This window comes from Vibrio sp. HI00D65 (assembly GCF_001635455.1).
Classification (GTDB): domain Bacteria; phylum Pseudomonadota; class Gammaproteobacteria; order Enterobacterales; family Vibrionaceae; genus Vibrio.
Genome location: NZ_LWEH01000013.1, coordinates 48,492 through 67,638, shown reverse-complemented (window position 1 = coordinate 67,638; position 19,147 = coordinate 48,492). Strand labels below are relative to the sequence as shown.

The 19,147-nt window shown below is 45.8% G+C and carries 14 protein-coding genes and 2 pseudogenes; 6 read left to right on the top strand and 10 right to left on the bottom strand.

Translation table 11 applies throughout. The features are described from left to right. Positions 1-43: 43 nt before the first annotated feature. The gene (locus tag A3712_RS03455; protein ID WP_063522298.1) at positions 44-538 is read left to right on the top strand and encodes a peptidylprolyl isomerase; all 495 of its coding nucleotides are present in this window, start codon (positions 44-46) and stop codon (positions 536-538) included. Between the two features lie 54 nt (positions 539-592). Here A3712_RS03455 and cyoE read toward each other — a convergent pair whose 3' ends face one another. From cyoE to A3712_RS03420, 7 genes are all read right to left on the bottom strand, one after another. Continuing rightward, a complete protein-coding gene (cyoE, locus tag A3712_RS03450; protein WP_063522297.1) occupies positions 593-1,462 on the bottom strand; it encodes a heme o synthase in 870 nt (289 codons plus the stop codon). 8 nt (positions 1,463-1,470) lie between these two features. Beyond that, entirely contained in the window at positions 1,471-1,782 is a 312-nt protein-coding gene (cyoD, locus tag A3712_RS03445; protein WP_063522296.1) for a cytochrome o ubiquinol oxidase subunit IV, read from the bottom strand. Further along, a complete protein-coding gene (cyoC, locus tag A3712_RS03440) occupies positions 1,782-2,399 on the bottom strand; it encodes a cytochrome o ubiquinol oxidase subunit III (protein ID WP_063522295.1) in 618 nt (205 codons plus the stop codon). Before cyoC ends, cyoD begins: the two co-directional genes overlap by 1 nt. Next, on the bottom strand, positions 2,389-4,446 hold the full coding sequence (gene cyoB / locus A3712_RS03435; RefSeq protein ID WP_063522294.1) for a cytochrome o ubiquinol oxidase subunit I: 2,058 nt from the start codon (positions 4,444-4,446) through the stop codon (positions 2,389-2,391). The genes cyoC and cyoB overlap by 11 nt, the downstream gene beginning before the upstream one ends. Before the next feature lie 5 nt (positions 4,447-4,451). Continuing rightward, entirely contained in the window at positions 4,452-5,348 is an 897-nt protein-coding gene (gene cyoA, locus A3712_RS03430) for a ubiquinol oxidase subunit II (protein ID WP_082856167.1), read from the bottom strand. A 718-nt stretch (positions 5,349-6,066) separates the two neighbouring features. Further along, positions 6,067-9,141 (bottom strand): efflux RND transporter permease subunit, encoded by a 3,075-nt coding sequence (locus tag A3712_RS03425; RefSeq protein WP_063522293.1) that lies wholly within the window; start codon positions 9,139-9,141, stop codon positions 6,067-6,069. Positions 9,142-9,149: 8 nt separating this feature from the next. After that, entirely contained in the window at positions 9,150-10,271 is a 1,122-nt protein-coding gene (locus A3712_RS03420) for an efflux RND transporter periplasmic adaptor subunit (protein WP_063522292.1), read from the bottom strand. 179 nt (positions 10,272-10,450) lie between these two features. On the opposite strand from A3712_RS03420, the gene A3712_RS03415 reads away from it, so the two are divergent. Then, on the top strand, positions 10,451-11,065 hold the full coding sequence (locus tag A3712_RS03415) for a TetR/AcrR family transcriptional regulator (protein WP_063522527.1): 615 nt from the start codon (positions 10,451-10,453) through the stop codon (positions 11,063-11,065). 94 nt (positions 11,066-11,159) lie between these two features. On the opposite strand, the gene A3712_RS03410 is transcribed toward A3712_RS03415, so the two are convergent. Further along, on the bottom strand, positions 11,160-11,678 hold the full coding sequence (locus tag A3712_RS03410) for a lipocalin family protein (RefSeq protein WP_063522291.1): 519 nt from the start codon (positions 11,676-11,678) through the stop codon (positions 11,160-11,162). A gap of 147 nt (positions 11,679-11,825) precedes the next feature. Continuing rightward, a pseudogene (locus A3712_RS03405) lies at positions 11,826-12,227 on the bottom strand (helix-turn-helix transcriptional regulator); the annotation flags it as partial. Here A3712_RS03405 and A3712_RS03400 point away from each other — a divergent pair. Further along, a pseudogene (locus A3712_RS03400) lies at positions 12,179-13,887 on the top strand (amidohydrolase). The pseudogenes A3712_RS03405 and A3712_RS03400 sit on opposite strands and share 49 nt — an antisense overlap. On the opposite strand, the gene A3712_RS03395 reads toward A3712_RS03400, so the two are convergent. Next, on the bottom strand, positions 13,856-15,076 hold the full coding sequence (locus tag A3712_RS03395) for an MFS transporter (RefSeq protein ID WP_063522290.1): 1,221 nt from the start codon (positions 15,074-15,076) through the stop codon (positions 13,856-13,858). The pseudogene A3712_RS03400 and the gene A3712_RS03395 overlap by 32 nt on opposite strands. A 153-nt stretch (positions 15,077-15,229) precedes the next feature. Here A3712_RS03395 and A3712_RS03390 point away from each other — a divergent pair, with 153 nt between their 5' ends. From A3712_RS03390 to fhuB, 3 genes are read left to right on the top strand one after another with little or no spacing between them, the layout of a single operon-like run. Beyond that, entirely contained in the window at positions 15,230-15,997 is a 768-nt protein-coding gene (locus A3712_RS03390) for an ABC transporter ATP-binding protein (protein WP_063522289.1), read from the top strand. A gap of 17 nt (positions 15,998-16,014) precedes the next feature. Further along, positions 16,015-16,926 (top strand): ABC transporter substrate-binding protein, encoded by a 912-nt coding sequence (locus A3712_RS03385; protein ID WP_063522288.1) that lies wholly within the window; start codon positions 16,015-16,017, stop codon positions 16,924-16,926. Then, the gene (fhuB, locus tag A3712_RS03380) at positions 16,923-18,923 is read left to right on the top strand and encodes a Fe(3+)-hydroxamate ABC transporter permease FhuB (protein WP_063522287.1); all 2,001 of its coding nucleotides are present in this window, start codon (positions 16,923-16,925) and stop codon (positions 18,921-18,923) included. Before A3712_RS03385 ends, fhuB begins: the two co-directional genes overlap by 4 nt. The last annotated feature ends 224 nt before the right edge of the window (positions 18,924-19,147 follow it).

Below are 19,147 nucleotides of genomic sequence, written 5' to 3'. Positions count from 1 at the left end.
TACTCGTACTCAAAACCCTTAGCACTCAAATATTGGGACCTTTATGATCACTCTGACTACCAACTTTGGCGACATTGAAATTGAACTGAACCTTGAAAAAGCACCAGTAACGTCGAAAAACTTCCTTAAATACTGCCAAGACGGTTTCTACGAAGGCACGACATTTCACCGTGTTATTGAAGGTTTCATGATTCAAGGTGGTGGTCACACTATCGACATGACAGAAAAACCAACACGTGCTCCTATCGTGAATGAAGCAAACCGCGGTCTAAAGAACGTAATTGGCTCTGTAGCAATGGCACGTACTGATGCTCCACATTCTGCAACAGCACAATTCTTTATCAACCTTGATGACAACGACTTCCTTGATCACACCTCGACTACGAACGCAGGTTGGGGTTACGCAGTATTCGGTAAAGTATCGGCAGGTATGGATGTAGTAAATAAGATTGCAGCTGAACCAACGACAATTCGCTGGGGTCACGAGGATGTACCTTGTGAAGATATTGTGATTACAAAAGTCACGATCAACAAGTAATCGATAGAGAGTAAAAAATACCCCGCTTATGCGGGGTATTTTATTAGTGCAGCGCTATAAAAATGGCAGCGGGATCAGTTCTAGTCCAAGAACACCGCTGATGCTCATCACCACCAGTAAAGAGACTTTAAAGACCGTCTTTGACCATTGGATGTAATTGGCGCAATCGACCTTACGGAATGTCACCTTGGTCCACATAAAGCATACTGCCGCCGACACCGCTAGGTATTCGTAACCCGCTTCTCCGAGCAAGAACAGCCCAAGAGCAACCGCGCCAAAAGCAACCACGTACGCTTTCATGTGTTTGTGGGCCTTATCGACACCCTCTTTTACCGGTAGTACAGGAATGCCCGCATCTCGGTAATCTTGAATGCGGAACATAGCAATCGCATACGAGTGCGGCATCTGCCATAAGCAGAACATGATAAACAGCAGTACCGCTTCGATACTCAAGTAGTTTGTCACACCAAGGTAACCAACTAATGGTGGTACCGCACCAGAGATACTGCCTACGAGCGTGCCATACACCGAATTACGCTTGTACCACATGGTGTAGAAAAAGACGTAAAACACGTAGCCTAGTAACACCACTACCGCAGACATCGGGTTAACGTATTGGAACAATAAAGCCGTACCAGCTAGCAACATGACCAACGCATAGATGAATGCGACGTCAGTATTGATGTTGCCCTGAACCAAATCTCGGTTCTGAGTGCGTTTCATTTTTTGATCAATATCGCGATCAAAAATGTTATTCACCACACAACCTGATGCAATCACAAGCCCCACACCCGCCAATGTTGTCAGCAACAACATCGCACTGGCTGGTTCTGTCTTTGCGGCAAGAAAGAACCCCGCCGCAACAGAAATCAGGTTGCCGAAAATGATGCCCGGTTTAGTAATAGACAAATAACTTTTCAGCATACCCTAGCCTACAACTTCATGTTGACGTTCATGTTGTAGATGATCCATACCGAGCCAGCGATCAGGATCAATACAACAATGGCAGTAAACATCAGTGATACTAAGTTCCACTGACCATCGGTTGTCTTCACTTCCATATGTAGGAAGTACTTAAAGTGTACGAAGACCTGCACTAGCGCACAGCCAAACAGAACTACGTAAGTCTCAGTACTTGGAAGCGCATGCGCCCACACTACATAGAACGGAATAATGGTCAGAATCAGTGATGCGACAAAGCCAATCACGTAATCTTTTGCGCCACTGTCTAGATGCTGTTCCATTACATCACCCCCATTAAGTACACGATGGTAAATACACAAATCCAAACGATATCTAGGAAGTGCCAGAACAAGCTCAAGCACTGAAAGCGCATCGACATGTTGTCGTTTAAGCCTTTAGTTGAAAGCTGGTGATACGCAACAGCCATCCAAATAAGACCGAATGTCACGTGCAAACCGTGTGTGCCTACCAAGGTAAAGAACGCAGATAGGAACGCACTCTCTTGAGGGCCATAACCTTCAGCAATCAAGTGATGGAACTCATACACTTCCATACAGATAAAGGCTAGACCCAGCAGAAACGTTACTTTTAGCCACTTTTTCAGACCAGAAACGTCTTGACGCTTCATTGCGATCATGCCAAAACCGAAAGTGATACTACTGAACAGTAGCATCATGGTTTCCACAAACACGAACGGAAGTTCGAAGATGTCTTTGCCGGTTGGTCCTGCAATAGAGCCACTTTCTAACACGGCATAAGTCGCGAAAAGCGTGGCAAACAGCACACAGTCACTCATCAAGTAAACCCAGAAGCCAAACAACTTGTTGCCCGCTGAGTCATGGTGATGATCATGCGAGTGTGCAAGATCGTAAGTGTGCGACGGAGTATTAGCTTGCATACGTCGTCTCCAAATCATCTTTATTTGTGTTGTTATCACCGTCGGCGCTGTTCTCACCCACCGACTGTTTTTTCGCTTCTGCTAACTGTGCACGTCGAGCCGCTTCAATCGCTTTGATCTCTTCTACTTCCACGTAGTAGTCAACATCGTCGTTGTAGCTGTGTTGAATACACGTCACGACAATACCAACCAGGCTTGCCGCCGCTAGCCACCAGATGTACCAGATCATTGCGAAACCAAATACCAACGACCATGCAGATACATAAATACCTGTCGGTGTGTTCTTCGGCATATGGATACGTTCGTATTCTTCTTCCTGAGTTGGATCAAACTCGCCGCTTTGCTTTTGATACCAGAACGCATCTAGCTCATCGCCCTTAGGCAGTTTTGCAAAGTTGTAGAACGGCGGTGGTGAAGACGTTGCCCATTCAAAAGTACGTCCGCCCCACGGGTCCCCAGTGAGGTCGCGGTTTTGGTCGCGGTCACGAACACTCACGAAGAACTGAACAAACTGACACACAACACCCATCGCAATCACACCTGTACCTGCAGCCGCAACCGCCAGTAGAGGGAAGAATTCAGGGTTAATGTCTTGGCTCAAACGACGCGTCATGCCCATGAAACCAAGAGCGTAAAGCGGTAAGAACGCCATCAAGAAACCGATGATCCAGCAGTAGAACGCACGTTTACCCCAAACTTCGTTCAGAGTGAAACCTGTCGCTTTCGGGAACCAGTAGCCAATTGCCGCAAAACAACCGAATACTACGCCACCGATGATCACGTTATGGAAGTGAGCAATTAGGAATACTGAGTTATGCAGAATGAAGTCTGCACCCGGTACTGCCATTAGTACACCCGTCATACCACCAACGGTGAAAGTGATAAGGAAACCAACAGTCCACAGCATAGGTGTTGTGAAACGGATACGGCCTTTGTACATGGTGAACAGCCAGTTGAAGATCTTAACCCCGGTCGGGATAGAGATAATCATGGTTGCGATACCAAAGAAGGCATTCACATTCGCGCCAGAGCCCATGGTAAAGAAGTGGTGTAGCCAAACGACAAACGCAAGGATTGTGATTGCAACCGTTGCCCAAACCAGTGAGGTGTAACCAAACAGTTTTTTGCGTGCAAACGTTGCTGTCACTTCAGAGAACACACCGAAGATAGGCAGGATCAGGATGTATACCTCTGGGTGTCCCCATGCCCAAATCAGGTTCACATACATCATCACGTTGCCACCAAGATCATTGGTGAAGAAGTGCGTGCCGATGTATCTATCCAGCGTCAGTAGCGCGATAGTTACCGTTAGGATCGGGAAAGAGATGATGATCAAAATGTTGGCACACAGGGATGCCCACGTGAACACTGGCATCTTCATCATTGGCATAGACGGAGTACGCATGCGTAGAATGGTCGCAAAGAAGTTCACACCCGTTAGCGTTGTACCGACACCAGATATTTGCAGCGCCCATATCCAATAGTCCACCCCGACTCCAGGGCTTGCCTCAATACCTGATAGTGGCGGATAAGCCAGCCAACCTGTACGACCAAATTCACCAAGGCCTAGTGACATATTGGTTAGGATCACACCCACGACAAACAGCCAGAAACTCAGGTTGTTTAGATAAGGGAACGCAACATCACGAGCACCGATTTGCAGCGGTACGATGATGTTCATCAAACCAATAACCAGCGGCATCGCCACAAAGAAAATCATGATCACACCATGAGCGGTGAAGATCTGATCATAGTGATGCGGTGGTAAGTAACCGCTCTCGCCTGCAGCGGATAGCAACTGCTGACTACGCATCATTACCGCATCAGCAAAACCACGAATCAACATGATCATTGCAACAGCAATGTACATGAAGCCCAGTTTTTTGTGGTCTACTGAAGTAAACCATTCATTCCATAAGTATTGCCATTTCCCAGCTTTCGTTACCGCAGCAACAACAGCCAAACCAACCAGCGCAATCACCGCAAGTGTCACGACGATAATAGGTTCATGGTAGGGAATGGACTCTAGAGTTAATCTTCCAAACATTACGATTATCCTTGGTTTTCCGGCAAACAGTTCATTGAACCAGGGTGCTGGGTCACAACATCAGTGAACAAAAATGGTGGGACACTAGAAAACAGCGTCACAGGTTCAGCGACACTTGGTGCTGCCAGTGAACGGAACTGCTCCCAATCTTCAATGCGATCAGGGCTTGCCTTCACCGTCTCCACCCAGTTTAAAAATGCCACTTGATCAGGCAGTGCTGATGCTGTGAATTTCATCTGAGAGAAACCTTCTCCACTGTAGTTCGATGCAAAGCCTTTGAAGTCACCTTCGTGGTTTGCAATCAGGTTCAACTTGGTCACCATTCCCGGCATCGCATAGATCTGCGAACCAAGACGCGGGATAAAGAATGCGTTCATGATGTTGTCTGAAGTCAGCCTAAACGTAACAGGAACATCTTTCGGGAACGCCACGTAGTTAACCGTTGCAATGTGTTGTTCCGGGTAGATGAACAGCCATTTCCAGTCCAGCGATACCACTTCAATCACCATTGGCTGTATATCACTCTCTAGAGGCTTAGATGGCTCTAGTTCATGTGTTGAACGCCAAGTGATGGTCGCAAGAATCGCAATAATGATGATTGGAATCGTCCATACTACGATTTCAATCTTGGTCGAGTGCGCCCAGTCTGGGGCATACTCTTCCGTGGTATTGGTTTCGCGGTATCTATAAGCAAAGTAGACCGTCATTAGAATCACGGGGATAACGACAATCAGCATCAGGAGTAAAGCAGTAATAATCAGCTCTTTTTCCTGAACACCAACACTACCTTTAGGGTCGAGCAATGCGGAGTTGCATCCTTCGAGCATCAGGGCAGTTGCCACCAAACCAATCCTCGACAGGTTTGCTCTCGATAAAATGCGTTTATATCTTGAAGCTTCCATTAACTTTCTCGATGGTTATCCAGTCTCAAATCGAATGTCCGAGTACTGGTTATCATGGTCATTAGAATATTTATGTGTTGAGCATGTGAAACGCTGCATCTCAAAGGGAAGCCAAATTAAGTTTAATTTTTCTTGGTGAAAACATTACCGCACGGTTAAAACCACACAAAAATTATGACTTAATTGTTACACTTTGAAATGCATTGTTACATTTGGCGCATTATGGAGAGTTTGAATTGAAAGCTCACCCAGCAAACTTGAAAACTAACCTTCCAGTTATGAAAGTAGAATGGCTGAAATGAGTCGAGAGAAAGGTGCACGAGATAGGCGTGCTACATCAACAAAGTTAATGGTGAAAAGGAATTGCAAAGAAACAATTGACGAAGAGGCAGGTAGTCAACGACCACCACAATGATGAACTACATTAGAAATCACGAATTAAATAAAGCGTGATCTTGTTCAAATTTATGAATTCACATACAAGCTTAATGGTATTCATAAATAAATTGTTAGTACGAAGTATTAATTTCCAATATGAATGACAAGCTTCATTTCATCGCGATGATTGGTATCGAAATAGAAGATCAATCAAGTTAAAGAAGAGTAAAAGGAGTCATTTTTGCCAACAAAACCTAGAGGCAAGCACACCCTTACTCTCTCACTTCGAGGAAAGTAAGGGTGCTGGTTTATCAATTATACCACTTGTGGTGCCATGGTTTTACGCTGTTTTTTTAGTCATCAAACGATAAACCACAGGCACAAAATAGAATGAGATAAGTGTGGTTAGTACCGTACCGCCAACAATCGCAACCGCGAACGGAGGCCAGAAGCCACCACCAGCAATAATCAACGGCATAAATCCACCGACAGTGGTGATCGTAGTTGAGCTGATATGACGAGTACACGACATCACCGCCTCTACAACCGCATCAACATTGCCAGTTGATGCTTGTTCGTCGAGCTTCAACTCCGCCAAAATAACGATAGCTGCATTAATCGCTAGCCCTGCAATTCCAAGCATCGCTATGATCACTGTAAAACCAAATGGATAGCCGAAGATCCACACCGATAGCAATCCTAGCCCACCAGCTAATGCCGCTACCATAAAGATGATGCTACTTAACCTAAACGAGTTAAACGACATCACGACGACTAACACCATCAACACAACCACAACAGCAACATTCGAGATAAGACTATTTACCGAATGATCGCGCTCTGCCGACTCTCCGCCAAACTCGATGCTGTAGCCCGATGGAATTTCGTAACTTTCCAATCGGTGTTGGAACTCATTGAGCACGGTTTGCGGCAAGACGCCCGCTTCAATGTAGCCCTCTATGGTGTTAACACGTTGTCCGTTACGACGAGTAATCGCACCACGACTGGTGGTCAGTTCAAGCTCAGCCAAAGTCGAAACATTAATGCCCGTCGAGTCGACTTCAGAGCTGATTGGCAAACGAATATTGCTTAAATGGGTCAGGTTTTCACGGGCTTCATCAGCAACACGAACACGAATAGGCACTGACTCACTGCCCTCAATCACAGAGCCACTTTCACGGCCAATCAATGTGGTTTGCAACATGCCAGCAAACTGATTCAGTGAAATACCGTTGAGTTTTGCCGTATCTTCATCGACCTTCAGCCACACCTTTGGCGTACCCGGTTGCAGCGTTTCCCTTGTGTGAGTGACATTAGGAACACCGGCCAAAATCAGACGAACATCTTCACCAATAGCTTTTAAGGTATCAAGATTTTCACCATAAACACGCAGCTCAACTGGCGCGGTAAATGGAGGCCCTTGGTTAAGCTTTCGTACCAAGATTTGCGCTTCTGGTACCTCTTCATCCAACACCTTTTGCAGCTGTGGAATTAGCGCATTGGCTTGGTCAAAGTTCTCTGTTTTCACCATGGCTTGCGAGAAGTACGGAGCGTTGTTTTGCCTTGCCTGCAAGTTGTAATAGAAAGATGGGAAGTTAGCGCCCACTAGCCAATCAATACGCTCCACTTCTGGATAGCGATGAATGATGTCGTCTATTTTTTCCGAGGTATTTTTCGTCGCATAAATACTGGCTTGCGGCGGCATGTAAACCTGAATCTCAAACATGTCTCTGTCTGATGGCGGGAAGAATTGCTCAGTCAGTTGAGACATGCTCCAGTAGCCAGTAAACGGCACCAACAATACCAACGCAATAGTGATGATTGGATGTGTGACACCAAAACGGACAGAAGATGAGAACCAACGTGTTAGAGCAGGAACTCTTAAGCCCGTCATGTACCAGTGATGTTGCCCCTTCTTGTCCACATCACTCAATTGTTTCGGCAGTAACCTTGTCGCTAAGCCAGCAATTAAGGTGTGCGAGATAATGTAAGAACCGATTAATGAGAAAGAGACGGTAATCGCAATACCACCAACAAATTCACCCGATGCACCCGGCATCAAGATAATCGGTGCAAACGCCAGAACCGTAGTCAAGGTTGAGCCAAGTAGGGGAACCCACAAGTGCTTCAGCGCATTCATGGTTGCTTCTGCCCTGTGCTGCCCTTTCAATCGATACGCCTGAATCGTATCAACCATCACCACTGCGTTATCGACCATGATCCCGAGCGCAACAATCAAGCCCGTGACTGACATCTGGTTGATTGGCACACCAGTGATTTTCATGATCGATAGCGTAAGCAGTGAAGTGAGTGGCAGCGAAATAGCCACTAATATTGCCGCACGGACACCTAAGGTCACAAACAATACAATCAAGATCAAACCGAAACCGATCATCAAGCTTTTACCTAAATCATCTAGGCGACTTTCGGTATAGCCCTGCTGATTGAACAGCAAGGTGACATCGATATTACTTGGCAGCTCTTGTTGAAACTTGTCGATCAACGCATTAGCACGTGAAGTCCAGCTATCAACCCGAAGATCAGGGTGCATTCGCGCCGCGACGATCACACCCGGTTCACCATCAATAATGGCGATCTGATCTTGTGGGGTTTTCTCACCACGCTTTACCGAAGCAATGTCTTCCATGCGGATGATGTGACCATTGCTATCCGTCGCGATAGGGACTTGCTTAATACGTTCAATCGAATCAAGTTCCGATTCAATCTCTAAACCAAATCGAGAATACGCGCTAACCAGTTCACCTGCTGAGTTCTTAGCATCTGCCCCTTCTAGCGACTCTGCGATGTTTGAACTAGAGCGACCAAGCGCTGCAGCATCAGCAGTTCGCAGGCTTATCTGGATTTCTTCTTGAGGCATCCCGTATTCATCAACGAACTCAGTGCCCGAAAGGGTTCTTAATCGCTTGGCTAACTCTTTGGCATAACGCCCTAGTGTTAAGCGATCAGGCTCACCAGCACCAGACCAAGTCAAAGAAGCAATGGTGGTGAAAGCATAGGTATGGTCACTGTCGAGATCGGGAGAATGGGCACCCGCAGGTAAAATGGATTCGATATCAGACAGCTTGTCACGTGCTTGCGACCAAACAGGTTCGGGCTCGGTGATAGTGTCATCAAGCTCAAGCGTCACAATAGACACGCTCGGCCTTGAGGTTGATCTCACCAGTTTAACTTCACTCAGCTCACGAAGCTTATTCTCGATAACCTCTGTAACCAAAGTTTCCACTCGTTTGGCACTGGCACCTGGAAAACTCGTCGTGATATTCGCATAACGGTTGATGATCACCGGATCTTCTGCGCGCGGCAGCGTCATGAAGGCTGAAATGCCACTTACCATCAGCAGCGCTGTCATTAAGATCAACAGTCGGGTATTGGAAATAGTCTCTATGATTTTCATACTATTCCCTATTCAGCAGCAGTGCTTATTGGCTTCACGGTTTGGCCTGGAACCAAGCGATGTAAACCACTCGCAATAACCTGCTCACCATCTTCAATCGCACCACTCACATACGCTTGTTGATTGTTAGCAAACAACACCTGAACACTTCTACGTTCAACCTTGTTGCCATCGCCAATTACAAAGATATTCCACACACCACGCAAGCCATCAATTAAGCCAGTTAAAGGGACCCAATAGCCTTGCTCCTCAACTTGTTCGTCAAATTGAAGGTAGGCCAGTTGCCCTTCCAATACCGAAGATTGCTCCGGAAATAGGTAGCGCAATCCAACACTGCGAGACTGAGTGTCGACCATCGCCCCCGGATTCAATAGCTCTACTGCATAATCGTTAAGTCCAACTCGGATACTAGGCGCAGAGAGTGACGTGACCTTTTGCATTTGGTGGGCTGGAATACCAATAAAGGCTTCTTTGTCTTCCGATGCCAATAGATTAAGCGTTGGATTACCGACATTGACCACATCACCTAACGAGACAAATCGAGTGGCGATAGTGCCAGAATAAGGTGCAAGAATCGTCGACTTCACTAGCTTGAGATCATTACCTTTCACCGAGGCGTCAATGCGCAGCAAGTTCGCTTGCAATACACGCTGCTCACTGGTTAACGAGTCGATTTCTGCTTCGGCACTGAAGCCTTTTGCTTTCAGTGAGCGTTGACGTTTTAAGTTCGCAGCCACAAGGCTCAATTGCGCTTTCACTTCTTCAGCTTGTGCTTTTAGTTGGCTGGATTCGGTCTTCAACAGCTGAGTATCTAACTTGATTAACGGCTGACCTTCTGTGACTGTGTCACCGACATCCACCAGAATCTCGTTAACTTTCCCCGCCAATTCAAAGCCGAGATTCGCCTGTTGGCCCGCTTTTACCACACCGACATATTCACGTTGTACTTCGTATGATGGAGAACGTTCTAGGGCGACGGTTTCTACCGTTAACACTGTCGAGCCAGCACTGTTCGATTCGGCAGTGCTCGCAGCATCAGAGGTTGTCTCGGCTTGTGTGCTTTCACCACACCCAAAAAGAAGAGTCGACAACGCCACGGCTACTGCGCTTCCCTTCATCAATTTATACATACTCACTGTTCCTATGCGGTACTCAATTATGTTCTTTTTTTAGACTAACCAAACCAAACTAGACTGTCTAGTTTGATTATGTTAAAAATAAGTTTCATCGTTAGTGATTGATAAAACCATCACAAAAAGCATAATGCTAGCGCACAACGAGTTAGCACTTGGTAGCGAGAAATAAGCACGTGACGAAAATCATCAAAAGTGAACAGAAGAGATCGCAGATCTTAACCGCAGCAAGTAAACTTTTCTCTGAACATGGCTTCAAGATCAATATGGATCAAATAGCCAAAGCAGCGAACGTTTCCAAGCAAACGGTCTACTCTCACTTTAAAAATAAAGACGTACTTTTTGAAACCTGCATGCAAACCGAATGTGCCGAGCGTGAGCTGAGCCATTCAGCCTTTGATATGGACGCCACTTTGGAAGAAGAATTGGTGAAGTTTGGTGTGAAGTTTCAGGACTTATTACTGGATGAACAGTCACGACAAACCTTTCAGAATGCGGTAAGCCAATCCAACACACACCCAGAGATCGCCTCTATCTATTTAGAAAGTGGCCCTCAAAAAACAACGAAATTACTCGCCGATTACCTGCAATCAAAAATAGATTCTGGTGACCTTACTTTGTCGACGTCTAGCTCACCGATCATTGCAGCTCGTCAACTGCTGCTGATGTTTCATGGCAAATCAGCCTATTGGTCTTTCTTCGGTCACGATAGCGGTGAATCCGATAAAGAAAGGCTCAACTACACGCGCGAATGCGTTGCACTTTTCTTGAACGGAAACCAGCCTCGTTAATTGTAGCTCTATCTTTGAATAAAAAAGGCACAGAGAAAGTCATCCTCTGTGCCTTATCAATCATCAGTCACTCTCAGCAATAATAGCGGTCAGTTTATTGGATATGTTCCACAATGATCAGCTCATCGGTATTAAACCCACGCTCTTTCGACATCGCTTTAAACTTCTCCATCACTTCTGGTGCAACTTCAGGCGTTCTTGCTAGTAGCCATAAGTAATCGGTGTCGGGGCCGGAAACGAACGCGTATTGGTATCCTTCCTCTTCCAATTCAAACACCACATAAGCACCATAAAACGGACCGAAGAATGACACTTTTAAGTAACCTTGGTCGCTACCTTCAACAAAGTACGCTTTGCCTTCTGCCTCATTCCATTCGCCCTTTTCAGCCGAATAGCCACGGTTGATCACTTTCACGCCGCCATCATCGCGTAGGCTGTATTCAGCGCTCACATTACTTAAGCCGCGCTCAAATGAGTGATCCAAACGAGCCACTTCGTACCATTTCCCTAAATATCTATCCAATTCAAACTGCTGAACTGGCTTGACGGTTTCTGGCATGCCAACGCATCCACCCAATAAAATCACACTCAGCAGCAAAAGTATTTTCTTCATCCTAACCTCGACTTGTTTTAATCGTAATACGAGTAAGTTATTTGAGTCTTAACTTACGTCCTTGTTAATACGTGAACCTCATTAGCATGGTTCATATAACATTAAATTATTCAGGCGTTTATGGAAATCGTTTCGTTGGTGAATGAATCAAAGCCGCTTCATTGACTCTCGATATTGAGTCGGCGTCACCTGCTTATAAGATTTGAACTGGCGATTGAAGTTAGCTTGGTTGTCATAACCGACTTTCTCCATAATTAGATTCACAGGCAGAGATGTATTTAGCAGTAAATCACACGCGACATTTAATCTAATTTTCTTCAACCGCTGACTGAAGTTCTCGTTGTAGTGCTTTTGATACAAACGCCTGACGCTACTTTCACTAATATACAAATGGCTATCTAAGTCTTTTACGGAAATATCGTGAATAAAATGATACATCAGAAAGGCTTCGACCTTATCTTGTTTGTCGCTGACTTCGCCTTTTTCAACCGAGTTAAAAGTTGGGTCAATTAACTGCACGACTTCTTGGTCATCAATCAGCAGTGCAAAACCAAGCGGCTGACCAAATTTTTACTAATGCCGATATACGGGCATCGAGAGTCAGATTCTATCGTTACTTATCACGGCAAGATCATTTTTATTGGCGGCCTCGAACAAGCACAAACATTTCAAGGGCAGAATACCGACGTTATCGACTTAGGGAATGCTTTTGTTCTGCCGCGTTTCATAGACAATCACAACCATGTTTTTGAAGCCGCCTCGGAACTGGGTGGCACTTACGAGCTGGATTCAGAAGCAACACTTGAAGAACTAATCCCCTACTTAGAAGCCTGTAAAATCAATGCGGATTCAAACGGCAGAGGATGGTTAATAGGGTATGGATTTTCTTTGGAATCCACAATCAACAGTGACTCAGAGTACACGTCACTTGAGATCATCGACAGTGTCTTCCCCGATCGACCAGTCGTGATCATGGAGCAGACTTTACATTCAATGTGGGTTAACTCCAAAACGCTAAAAATCACCTGGATTATTCCGCAATCACCAGACCCACAAGGCGGCGCATATTTAAAAGATCCTACAAGCGGTAGGCTCAACGGTATCTTACTGGACAACGCCGGTGACCAAGTCATGGAAATGGCGTGGAACAGTCAAAGCGAACTCTTCGAACAGAACTACCAAGGCTTAATGTACGGCCTTGATGCAGCAGCATACGGTATCACCACCATAGGTGATAGTAGAATGTATTGGAAGCGCGATTGGTATGATGTTTGGCTAGAAGCCAAGCAAAACCATGATCTTACAGCACGCGTCTCACTGCGTCCCTAGGTTTACCCTTCCATGGCAATGCTTTCTCAATTGGAAGTGTTCGAGAAGATGTACTCAGATGACAAAAGTCGTCTATTGCTGGTCGATCAGGTGAAAATGTACAGCGGTGGTATTTTTATCAATGGCACGGCAAAAACGCTCGCTCCTTACTTAGATACTTACTTATCAAACTCTCCTAACGGCTTGAACTTCATTCCACCAGCACGGATGAAACAGTGGTTAACGGCCCTAGAAAAAATCGGCTTTAGTGCCCACATACATGCCATTGGTGACGGCGCAGTTCGAGAATCTTTAGCTGCCATCGAGAGCGTACGTACGTAAGCAAGGTTCGCAAAAGCCATACACGCTAACCCACGTTGAATTGATCAATGATGAGGATGTTCCACGATTCAAACAACTCGGTGTAACCGCGGATTTCCAAGTTGGATCAGACTACGTCGTGCAACATGACCACGAATGGGCTAATGCCTTGTTAGGTGCAAGACGCGCGAAAGCCATGATGAACCTCGACGCAATCCTCAAAACCGACGCTAATATCACGTTAAGCAGTGACTGGAATGTACACGACATCAACCCACTGGTTGGCATCGCGAATAGCTTGATCATGGGAAAAACCGGTCTAACCGATATCTATACCGCTATCGACGCTTACACCCTCAACGCCGCTAAAAGCCTAGGAATTGATGATATTACAGATACGATTGAAGTTGGTAAATCTGCAGACTTCACCATTCTAAATAAAGATATCACCACCTTGTCAGCAAGGGGCATTGCCAAGACTCAAGTGCTGATGACGGTACTGCGTGGCGATGTGGTGTGGTGTATACGCAGAACGATTAAAACTAACCTCATTCTAAACCTAAGGAACTGTTTTTATTAGATACTGAAAACGATGTGGCAAGAATGAGTGTGGCAAAGATCAGACACAAGTAGATGGGGTATAGCGGATGGAGAGTAGCGGTGAACGCCAGCAACGACGCGACTCCATAGCCAAGTGTGTGAGACATCGAAATGAAGCCTGCGGCAGCACCCGGGGCTTCATTTTGTTTTTCAGTCGCAAATACCGTGTATGCAGGAACAAGCAGCGCAGCACCAATGGCTGTCAACATCATCGCACCACCAAACACCCAAATATCAGATATCAGCAACACGATAAACCCAAGCACTAAACATAATGCGCCAAAGCGATACATAGTTGGGGGCGTCAATTTGCTTTTCTTAACCACCAAAACTTGAGTCGCAAAAGTAAACGCTGCACTAATGGTTAATAATACGCCAATCGCATCACTCACTTTTTCAGTTGACCAACTAGTAACAGCATAAATGAGTGGCGAGAAGCTATATTGCGTTAATGCCACTGTCGCACAAAGCAACAACCCGCTCGACAAAAACACCCATAGCCCTTTTGGGGGCAGCCACGATGCGCTCTCTCGCTGTGCCTGCCTGGTAATGAGCATTGCCGGTTCAGGCAAGAAAATAGCTAAGACTAGCGCAACACACGGCAGTAGAATCATCAACATGAGCGGTGCGAAATAAGAAAATTTGAGTGCCACAATAGAGATGAGTGGGCCAATCAATCGACCAGCACTCAAACCGATACTCACCGATGTTATCGCCTGCAATCGGTTCTTCTCACCACACAACAATATTGCCCAGTGCTGACTTGCCGGCACCAAACCTGCGACCGTGCAGCCATATAGAATTCGTGCGATGACCAGCCCGATAAAACAGACAATGTACACGCGAGCACTATGGCTATCCGATTGAAAATAGGCGCTATTCATTGCAAACAGTGCCAATAACGCAAAGCTAACCGCCATTCCTGATAATGCCTGTAACACCACTTTCTTTGGGCCATGTTTATCACTGTACCTTCCCCAAAAAGGGGCGGAAGGCAAAAACAGCAAACTTCCAATCGCGATAAATACAGACCACGTAGGTAAGCTGAACGCAGAGTGTTCAACAAGAAACGGTAACGAGACAAGTAAACCGTTTTGTCCTATGCCCATCAACGCCGAAATCAAGCTAATAGCCACTAAATGAAATTTTTTATTTTGTATAACGGACATAATCTCGAGGTTGATTAAGCTATTTTTGAAAGCAAGTGAGTGGGTAACAACATGAATAGCAGCAAACTAATTGATTTGGAGAATAATTATCATTTGTTTTTCATTATGTTACATTAACGGCTAGTAGCCTATAACTCAACTTCATATTTCACTATGTACAAACTTACCAATGCCTCGTTCGAAATCGACGGTAAGAAGATCCTCTCCCCTACCCAATTAACCTTTGAGCCAAAAAAGGTCACCACATTACTTGGTCATAATGGATGCGGTAAATCGACTCTCATGAAACTACTGAGTCGACAAAATGCCCCAACCCAGGGAGAAGTATTCTTCAACGAACAACTACTGTCTTCATACAGTAACCTAGAGTTTGCACATCAAGTCGCTTACCTACCGCAGCATCCACCTATCACTGATGGTGTCACCGTTCGTGAGTTAGTTTGCTTTGGTCGCTACCCTTGGAAAGGCGCATTTGGAAGATACAGCAAAGAAGACTACCAAATTGTCGATGAAGCTATTGAAAAAGTAGGCTTGAACGATTTCTCAGATAGATTCGTTGCAACCCTATCGGGTGGTGAGCGACAAAGAGCTTGGGTCGCCATGCTACTTGCCCAAAAAAGCCAATGTATTTTATTAGACGAACCAACATCGGCACTAGATGTTGCCCATCAACATGAGCTACTGTCTTTAATTCGAGAGCTTAACCAATCACTGGGTTTGACCGTGATTATGGTACTTCATGACGTCAATATGGCGGCAAAATTCAGTGACCATCTTATTGCTCTTCACTCCGGTGAAGTGGTCGCTTCTGGCTCTCCGAAAGAGTTGATGACACCGGAAACGCTGATGAAAATCTATGGCATGGAGCTGGCGCTATTCGACCACCCTGAAACAGGGCAACCAATCAGTTACATCCCTTAAATGACGAGGAATCTGTTATGAAAAAGTTCATGGCGCTACTGTCTGTCTTATTCGTATTTAATGCTTACGCGCTAGAGAGCCCTCATGCATTAGAAATCACACACGAAATGGGAACCGATTCTTTCGAAACAACCCCTAAAAAAGTTGTGGCGTTAGATTGGGTTCTGTCAGAAACGATGCTCAGCCTTGGCGTTGAGCTAGAGGGCATTGCCGATGCCAAAGGTTATCAGCAGTGGGTTGTGAAGCCAGAACTGAACCAAGGTGCCACCGATGTTGGTTCTCGACGCGAGCCTAACTTAGAACTATTAACGAAGTTGAAGCCTGATGTCATCCTGATTAGCGAACACATGGCTGCGGCTTATCACCAACTCAATAAAATTGCTCCGGTGCTGGTTTATAGCGTTTACAGCCAAAAGAAGCAGCCGATTGAATCTGCTAAAGCGATTACGTTGTCGCTTGGTAAATTATTCGGCCAAAAACAAAGAGCCCAACAAATTATTGCAGACACAAAGCAGCGACTTCATGACAACGGTGAAAAAATACAAGCAGCAGGCAATTCAGATAAGCCATTGATTTTTGGTCGTTTCATCAACGATAAAACTTTACGAATTCACAGCCAAGGTTCACTAGCGCAAGCGACCATTGAAGCGATGGGGCTAAAAAACGATTGGCAAGAACCGACCAACCTTTGGGGCTTTAGCACCACAGGTGTGGTGAGACTCGCGGAACATCAACAAGCAAACGTGATGCTTTTTGGTCCTTTGACTGAAAACGAAAAAAATCAACTCACTCAATCTGCACTTTGGCAGGCCATGGAATTCACCAGAACAGATTCAGTGTATGAGCTTCCGAGCATCTGGACCTTTGGAGGCCTTATCGCTGCGCAAAGATTTAGTGACCACATAACAAAACTACTGACCCAAAAATGATAGCAACCACCAAGATTGAAGGTTCAGCAGTGGCAAGAACTCACGTTAAAGCAGTCGCCCTATCGGTTACGGCTGTTCTCCTTATCAGCTCGCTACTTCAGATAACCGCACCTTACTCGAAAGGCATTGGGTTGATTTGGGATACGCTCTTTCATTTTGATTCAGCGAACTACCAACACCTGATCACCCATCTCACTTATTTACCGAGACTTGCAGTTGCACTCCTTTGTGGTTTTGCACTAGCAGTCGCCGGCTGTGTGATGCAGTTTGTATTGCGTAACCCTATTGCTTCACCGACGACACTTGGTGTCGCTGCGGGCGCAGAGCTAGGTATGGTATTGGGTTTACTTTTAACCCCGACAAGTGTCGCTGTTCCTCTTTTTATCCCAGCTTTCATTGGTGGCTGCCTTGCTACGGGTTTAGTCTTTGCACTCAGCTCTACGCGTGGGTTTTCGCCACTACATATGGTTCTGGCGGGTATGGTCGTGAGCCTATTTTTAGGATCACTCAACACCATGCTACTGATGCTGCATGAGCAACAGCTCACCAGTGTATTCGTATGGGGCGCAGGTGTGCTTAACCAAAATGATTGGTCTAGCGTTCAAGTTTTATTACCCCTGATTGCCATTCCAACTCTACTACTGCTCGTCCTGCAAAGGCCATTGTCTGCATTGCAGTTTGGTGATAATGTTGCCACTTCGCTAGGCGTGAACATTAAGCAAATCAAACTGTTGTGTCTATCTCTCGCAATCTTTATCACCGCTGCGGTAGTCAGTGAGGTGGGCTTAATTGGCTTTGTGGGTATTGTTGCCCCAGCGATTGCAAGGCTACTAGGCGTTAGATCATTCGCTAAACAAATATTAACCAGTGGCTTGATCGGTAGTTTAATCCTGTTGATTGTCGATTTAGTGATTCAGCCATTCTCAGGTTTTGGTGGTGAGCTACTGCCAACGGGCGCAATGACAGCATTACTTGGCGCTCCATTTTTATTGTGGCTATTGCAACGTACTAAACTTCAGTCGGATCTTAAGAGCCGTAACGAGCATATTGAACAGTACAAGCGAGCTAATACGGCCAAAACCGTGATTGCTATGTCTTTAGTATTGGCGGTTACATGTTTGATTGCGCTCACTGTCGGTAAAAATCAATTCGGCTGGAGTATTGAGATTCATGAATCCTTATTTGAATTGCGCACGCCACGAGTACTGGTTGCACTATTAGCCGGTATTGGCCTCGCTTTCGCGGGCACCATTATTCAACGTATTTCAAATAACCCGATGGCGAGTCCGGAAGTGTTGGGCATAAGTTCAGGTGCTGCCCTAGCGCTGGTTCTCGGCACACTCTGGGGCAACTCGATTGGACGCGAAGAACAAATGCTGCTTGGTACACTTGGAGCAACATCTGTTACGACTGTAGTTTGGTTGATGGGCAGAAAGCACAACTTCGCGCCAACGCAAACTCTGTTAACCGGTATCGCGCTAAGTGCTGGGCTTGATGCTTTGCTGCGTATTACGATGAGTTCAGGTAACGAAAATGCCACGGCGCTGCTGACTTGGTTATCGGGTTCAACGTATCTGGTTGCCACACAAGATGTCGTTTTACTTGCTGTTGGTGTGACAATGGTTGGTGCTATTTCCCTTTCACTACATCGCTGGGTTGAGCTTATAAACCTGGGTGAAGTGACCACCAGCAGTTTGGGGATGAACACAACTACAGTTCGCTTAGCCTTGCTGTTATTGGTCGCAGCACTGACTACGCTGTGCACTATCGTTATTGGTCCTCTGAGCTTCATCGGACTATTAGCACCTCACATGGCCCGCTCGCTTCACCAATACAGAGCAATTCCGCAAATGCTGACAGCGGCATTGTTGGGCGCGAACATCATGGTCGCAGCGGACTGGATTGGTCGTACGTTGTGGTTCCCTTGGCAGTTCCCTGCTGGGCTACTGGCCTCTCTACTTGGAGGCGGCTACTTCCTTTACCTAATGAGAAAGTAATCTTTCAACAAGCCCCTTCACTTCGCTGAACTCCGAAGTGGAGGCTTATTTCAATTCTATCTTTATCTTTGTCTGTTCAATCCTTATTTATCCCCTCAACCCTCTTTTATCCTCTCAGTCGGCATCGCTAATCCGGAATACTGGTAATTGTTTTTTGGTTGCAGAAACACAATAAATGGTATTCGAGCACTTTTATGTTTACCATGGTTCCAATAATCAACTGA

Coding starts and splice junctions, on each gene's coding strand:
- A3712_RS03455 (WP_063522298.1), top strand. CDS start 44: ATGATCACTCTGACTACCAACTTTGGCGACATTGAAATTGAACTGAAC.
- cyoE (WP_063522297.1), bottom strand. CDS start 1,462: ATGCTGAAAAGTTATTTGTCTATTACTAAACCGGGCATCATTTTCGGC.
- cyoD (WP_063522296.1), bottom strand. CDS start 1,782: ATGGAACAGCATCTAGACAGTGGCGCAAAAGATTACGTGATTGGCTTT.
- cyoC (WP_063522295.1), bottom strand. CDS start 2,399: ATGCAAGCTAATACTCCGTCGCACACTTACGATCTTGCACACTCGCAT.
- cyoB (WP_063522294.1), bottom strand. CDS start 4,446: ATGTTTGGAAGATTAACTCTAGAGTCCATTCCCTACCATGAACCTATT.
- cyoA (WP_082856167.1), bottom strand. CDS start 5,348: ATGGAAGCTTCAAGATATAAACGCATTTTATCGAGAGCAAACCTGTCG.
- A3712_RS03425 (WP_063522293.1), bottom strand. CDS start 9,141: ATGAAAATCATAGAGACTATTTCCAATACCCGACTGTTGATCTTAATG.
- A3712_RS03420 (WP_063522292.1), bottom strand. CDS start 10,271: ATGTATAAATTGATGAAGGGAAGCGCAGTAGCCGTGGCGTTGTCGACT.
- A3712_RS03410 (WP_063522291.1), bottom strand. CDS start 11,678: ATGAAGAAAATACTTTTGCTGCTGAGTGTGATTTTATTGGGTGGATGC.
- A3712_RS03395 (WP_063522290.1), bottom strand. CDS start 15,076: ATGTCCGTTATACAAAATAAAAAATTTCATTTAGTGGCTATTAGCTTG.
- A3712_RS03390 (WP_063522289.1), top strand. CDS start 15,230: ATGTACAAACTTACCAATGCCTCGTTCGAAATCGACGGTAAGAAGATC.
- A3712_RS03385 (WP_063522288.1), top strand. CDS start 16,015: ATGAAAAAGTTCATGGCGCTACTGTCTGTCTTATTCGTATTTAATGCT.
- fhuB (WP_063522287.1), top strand. CDS start 16,923: ATGATAGCAACCACCAAGATTGAAGGTTCAGCAGTGGCAAGAACTCAC.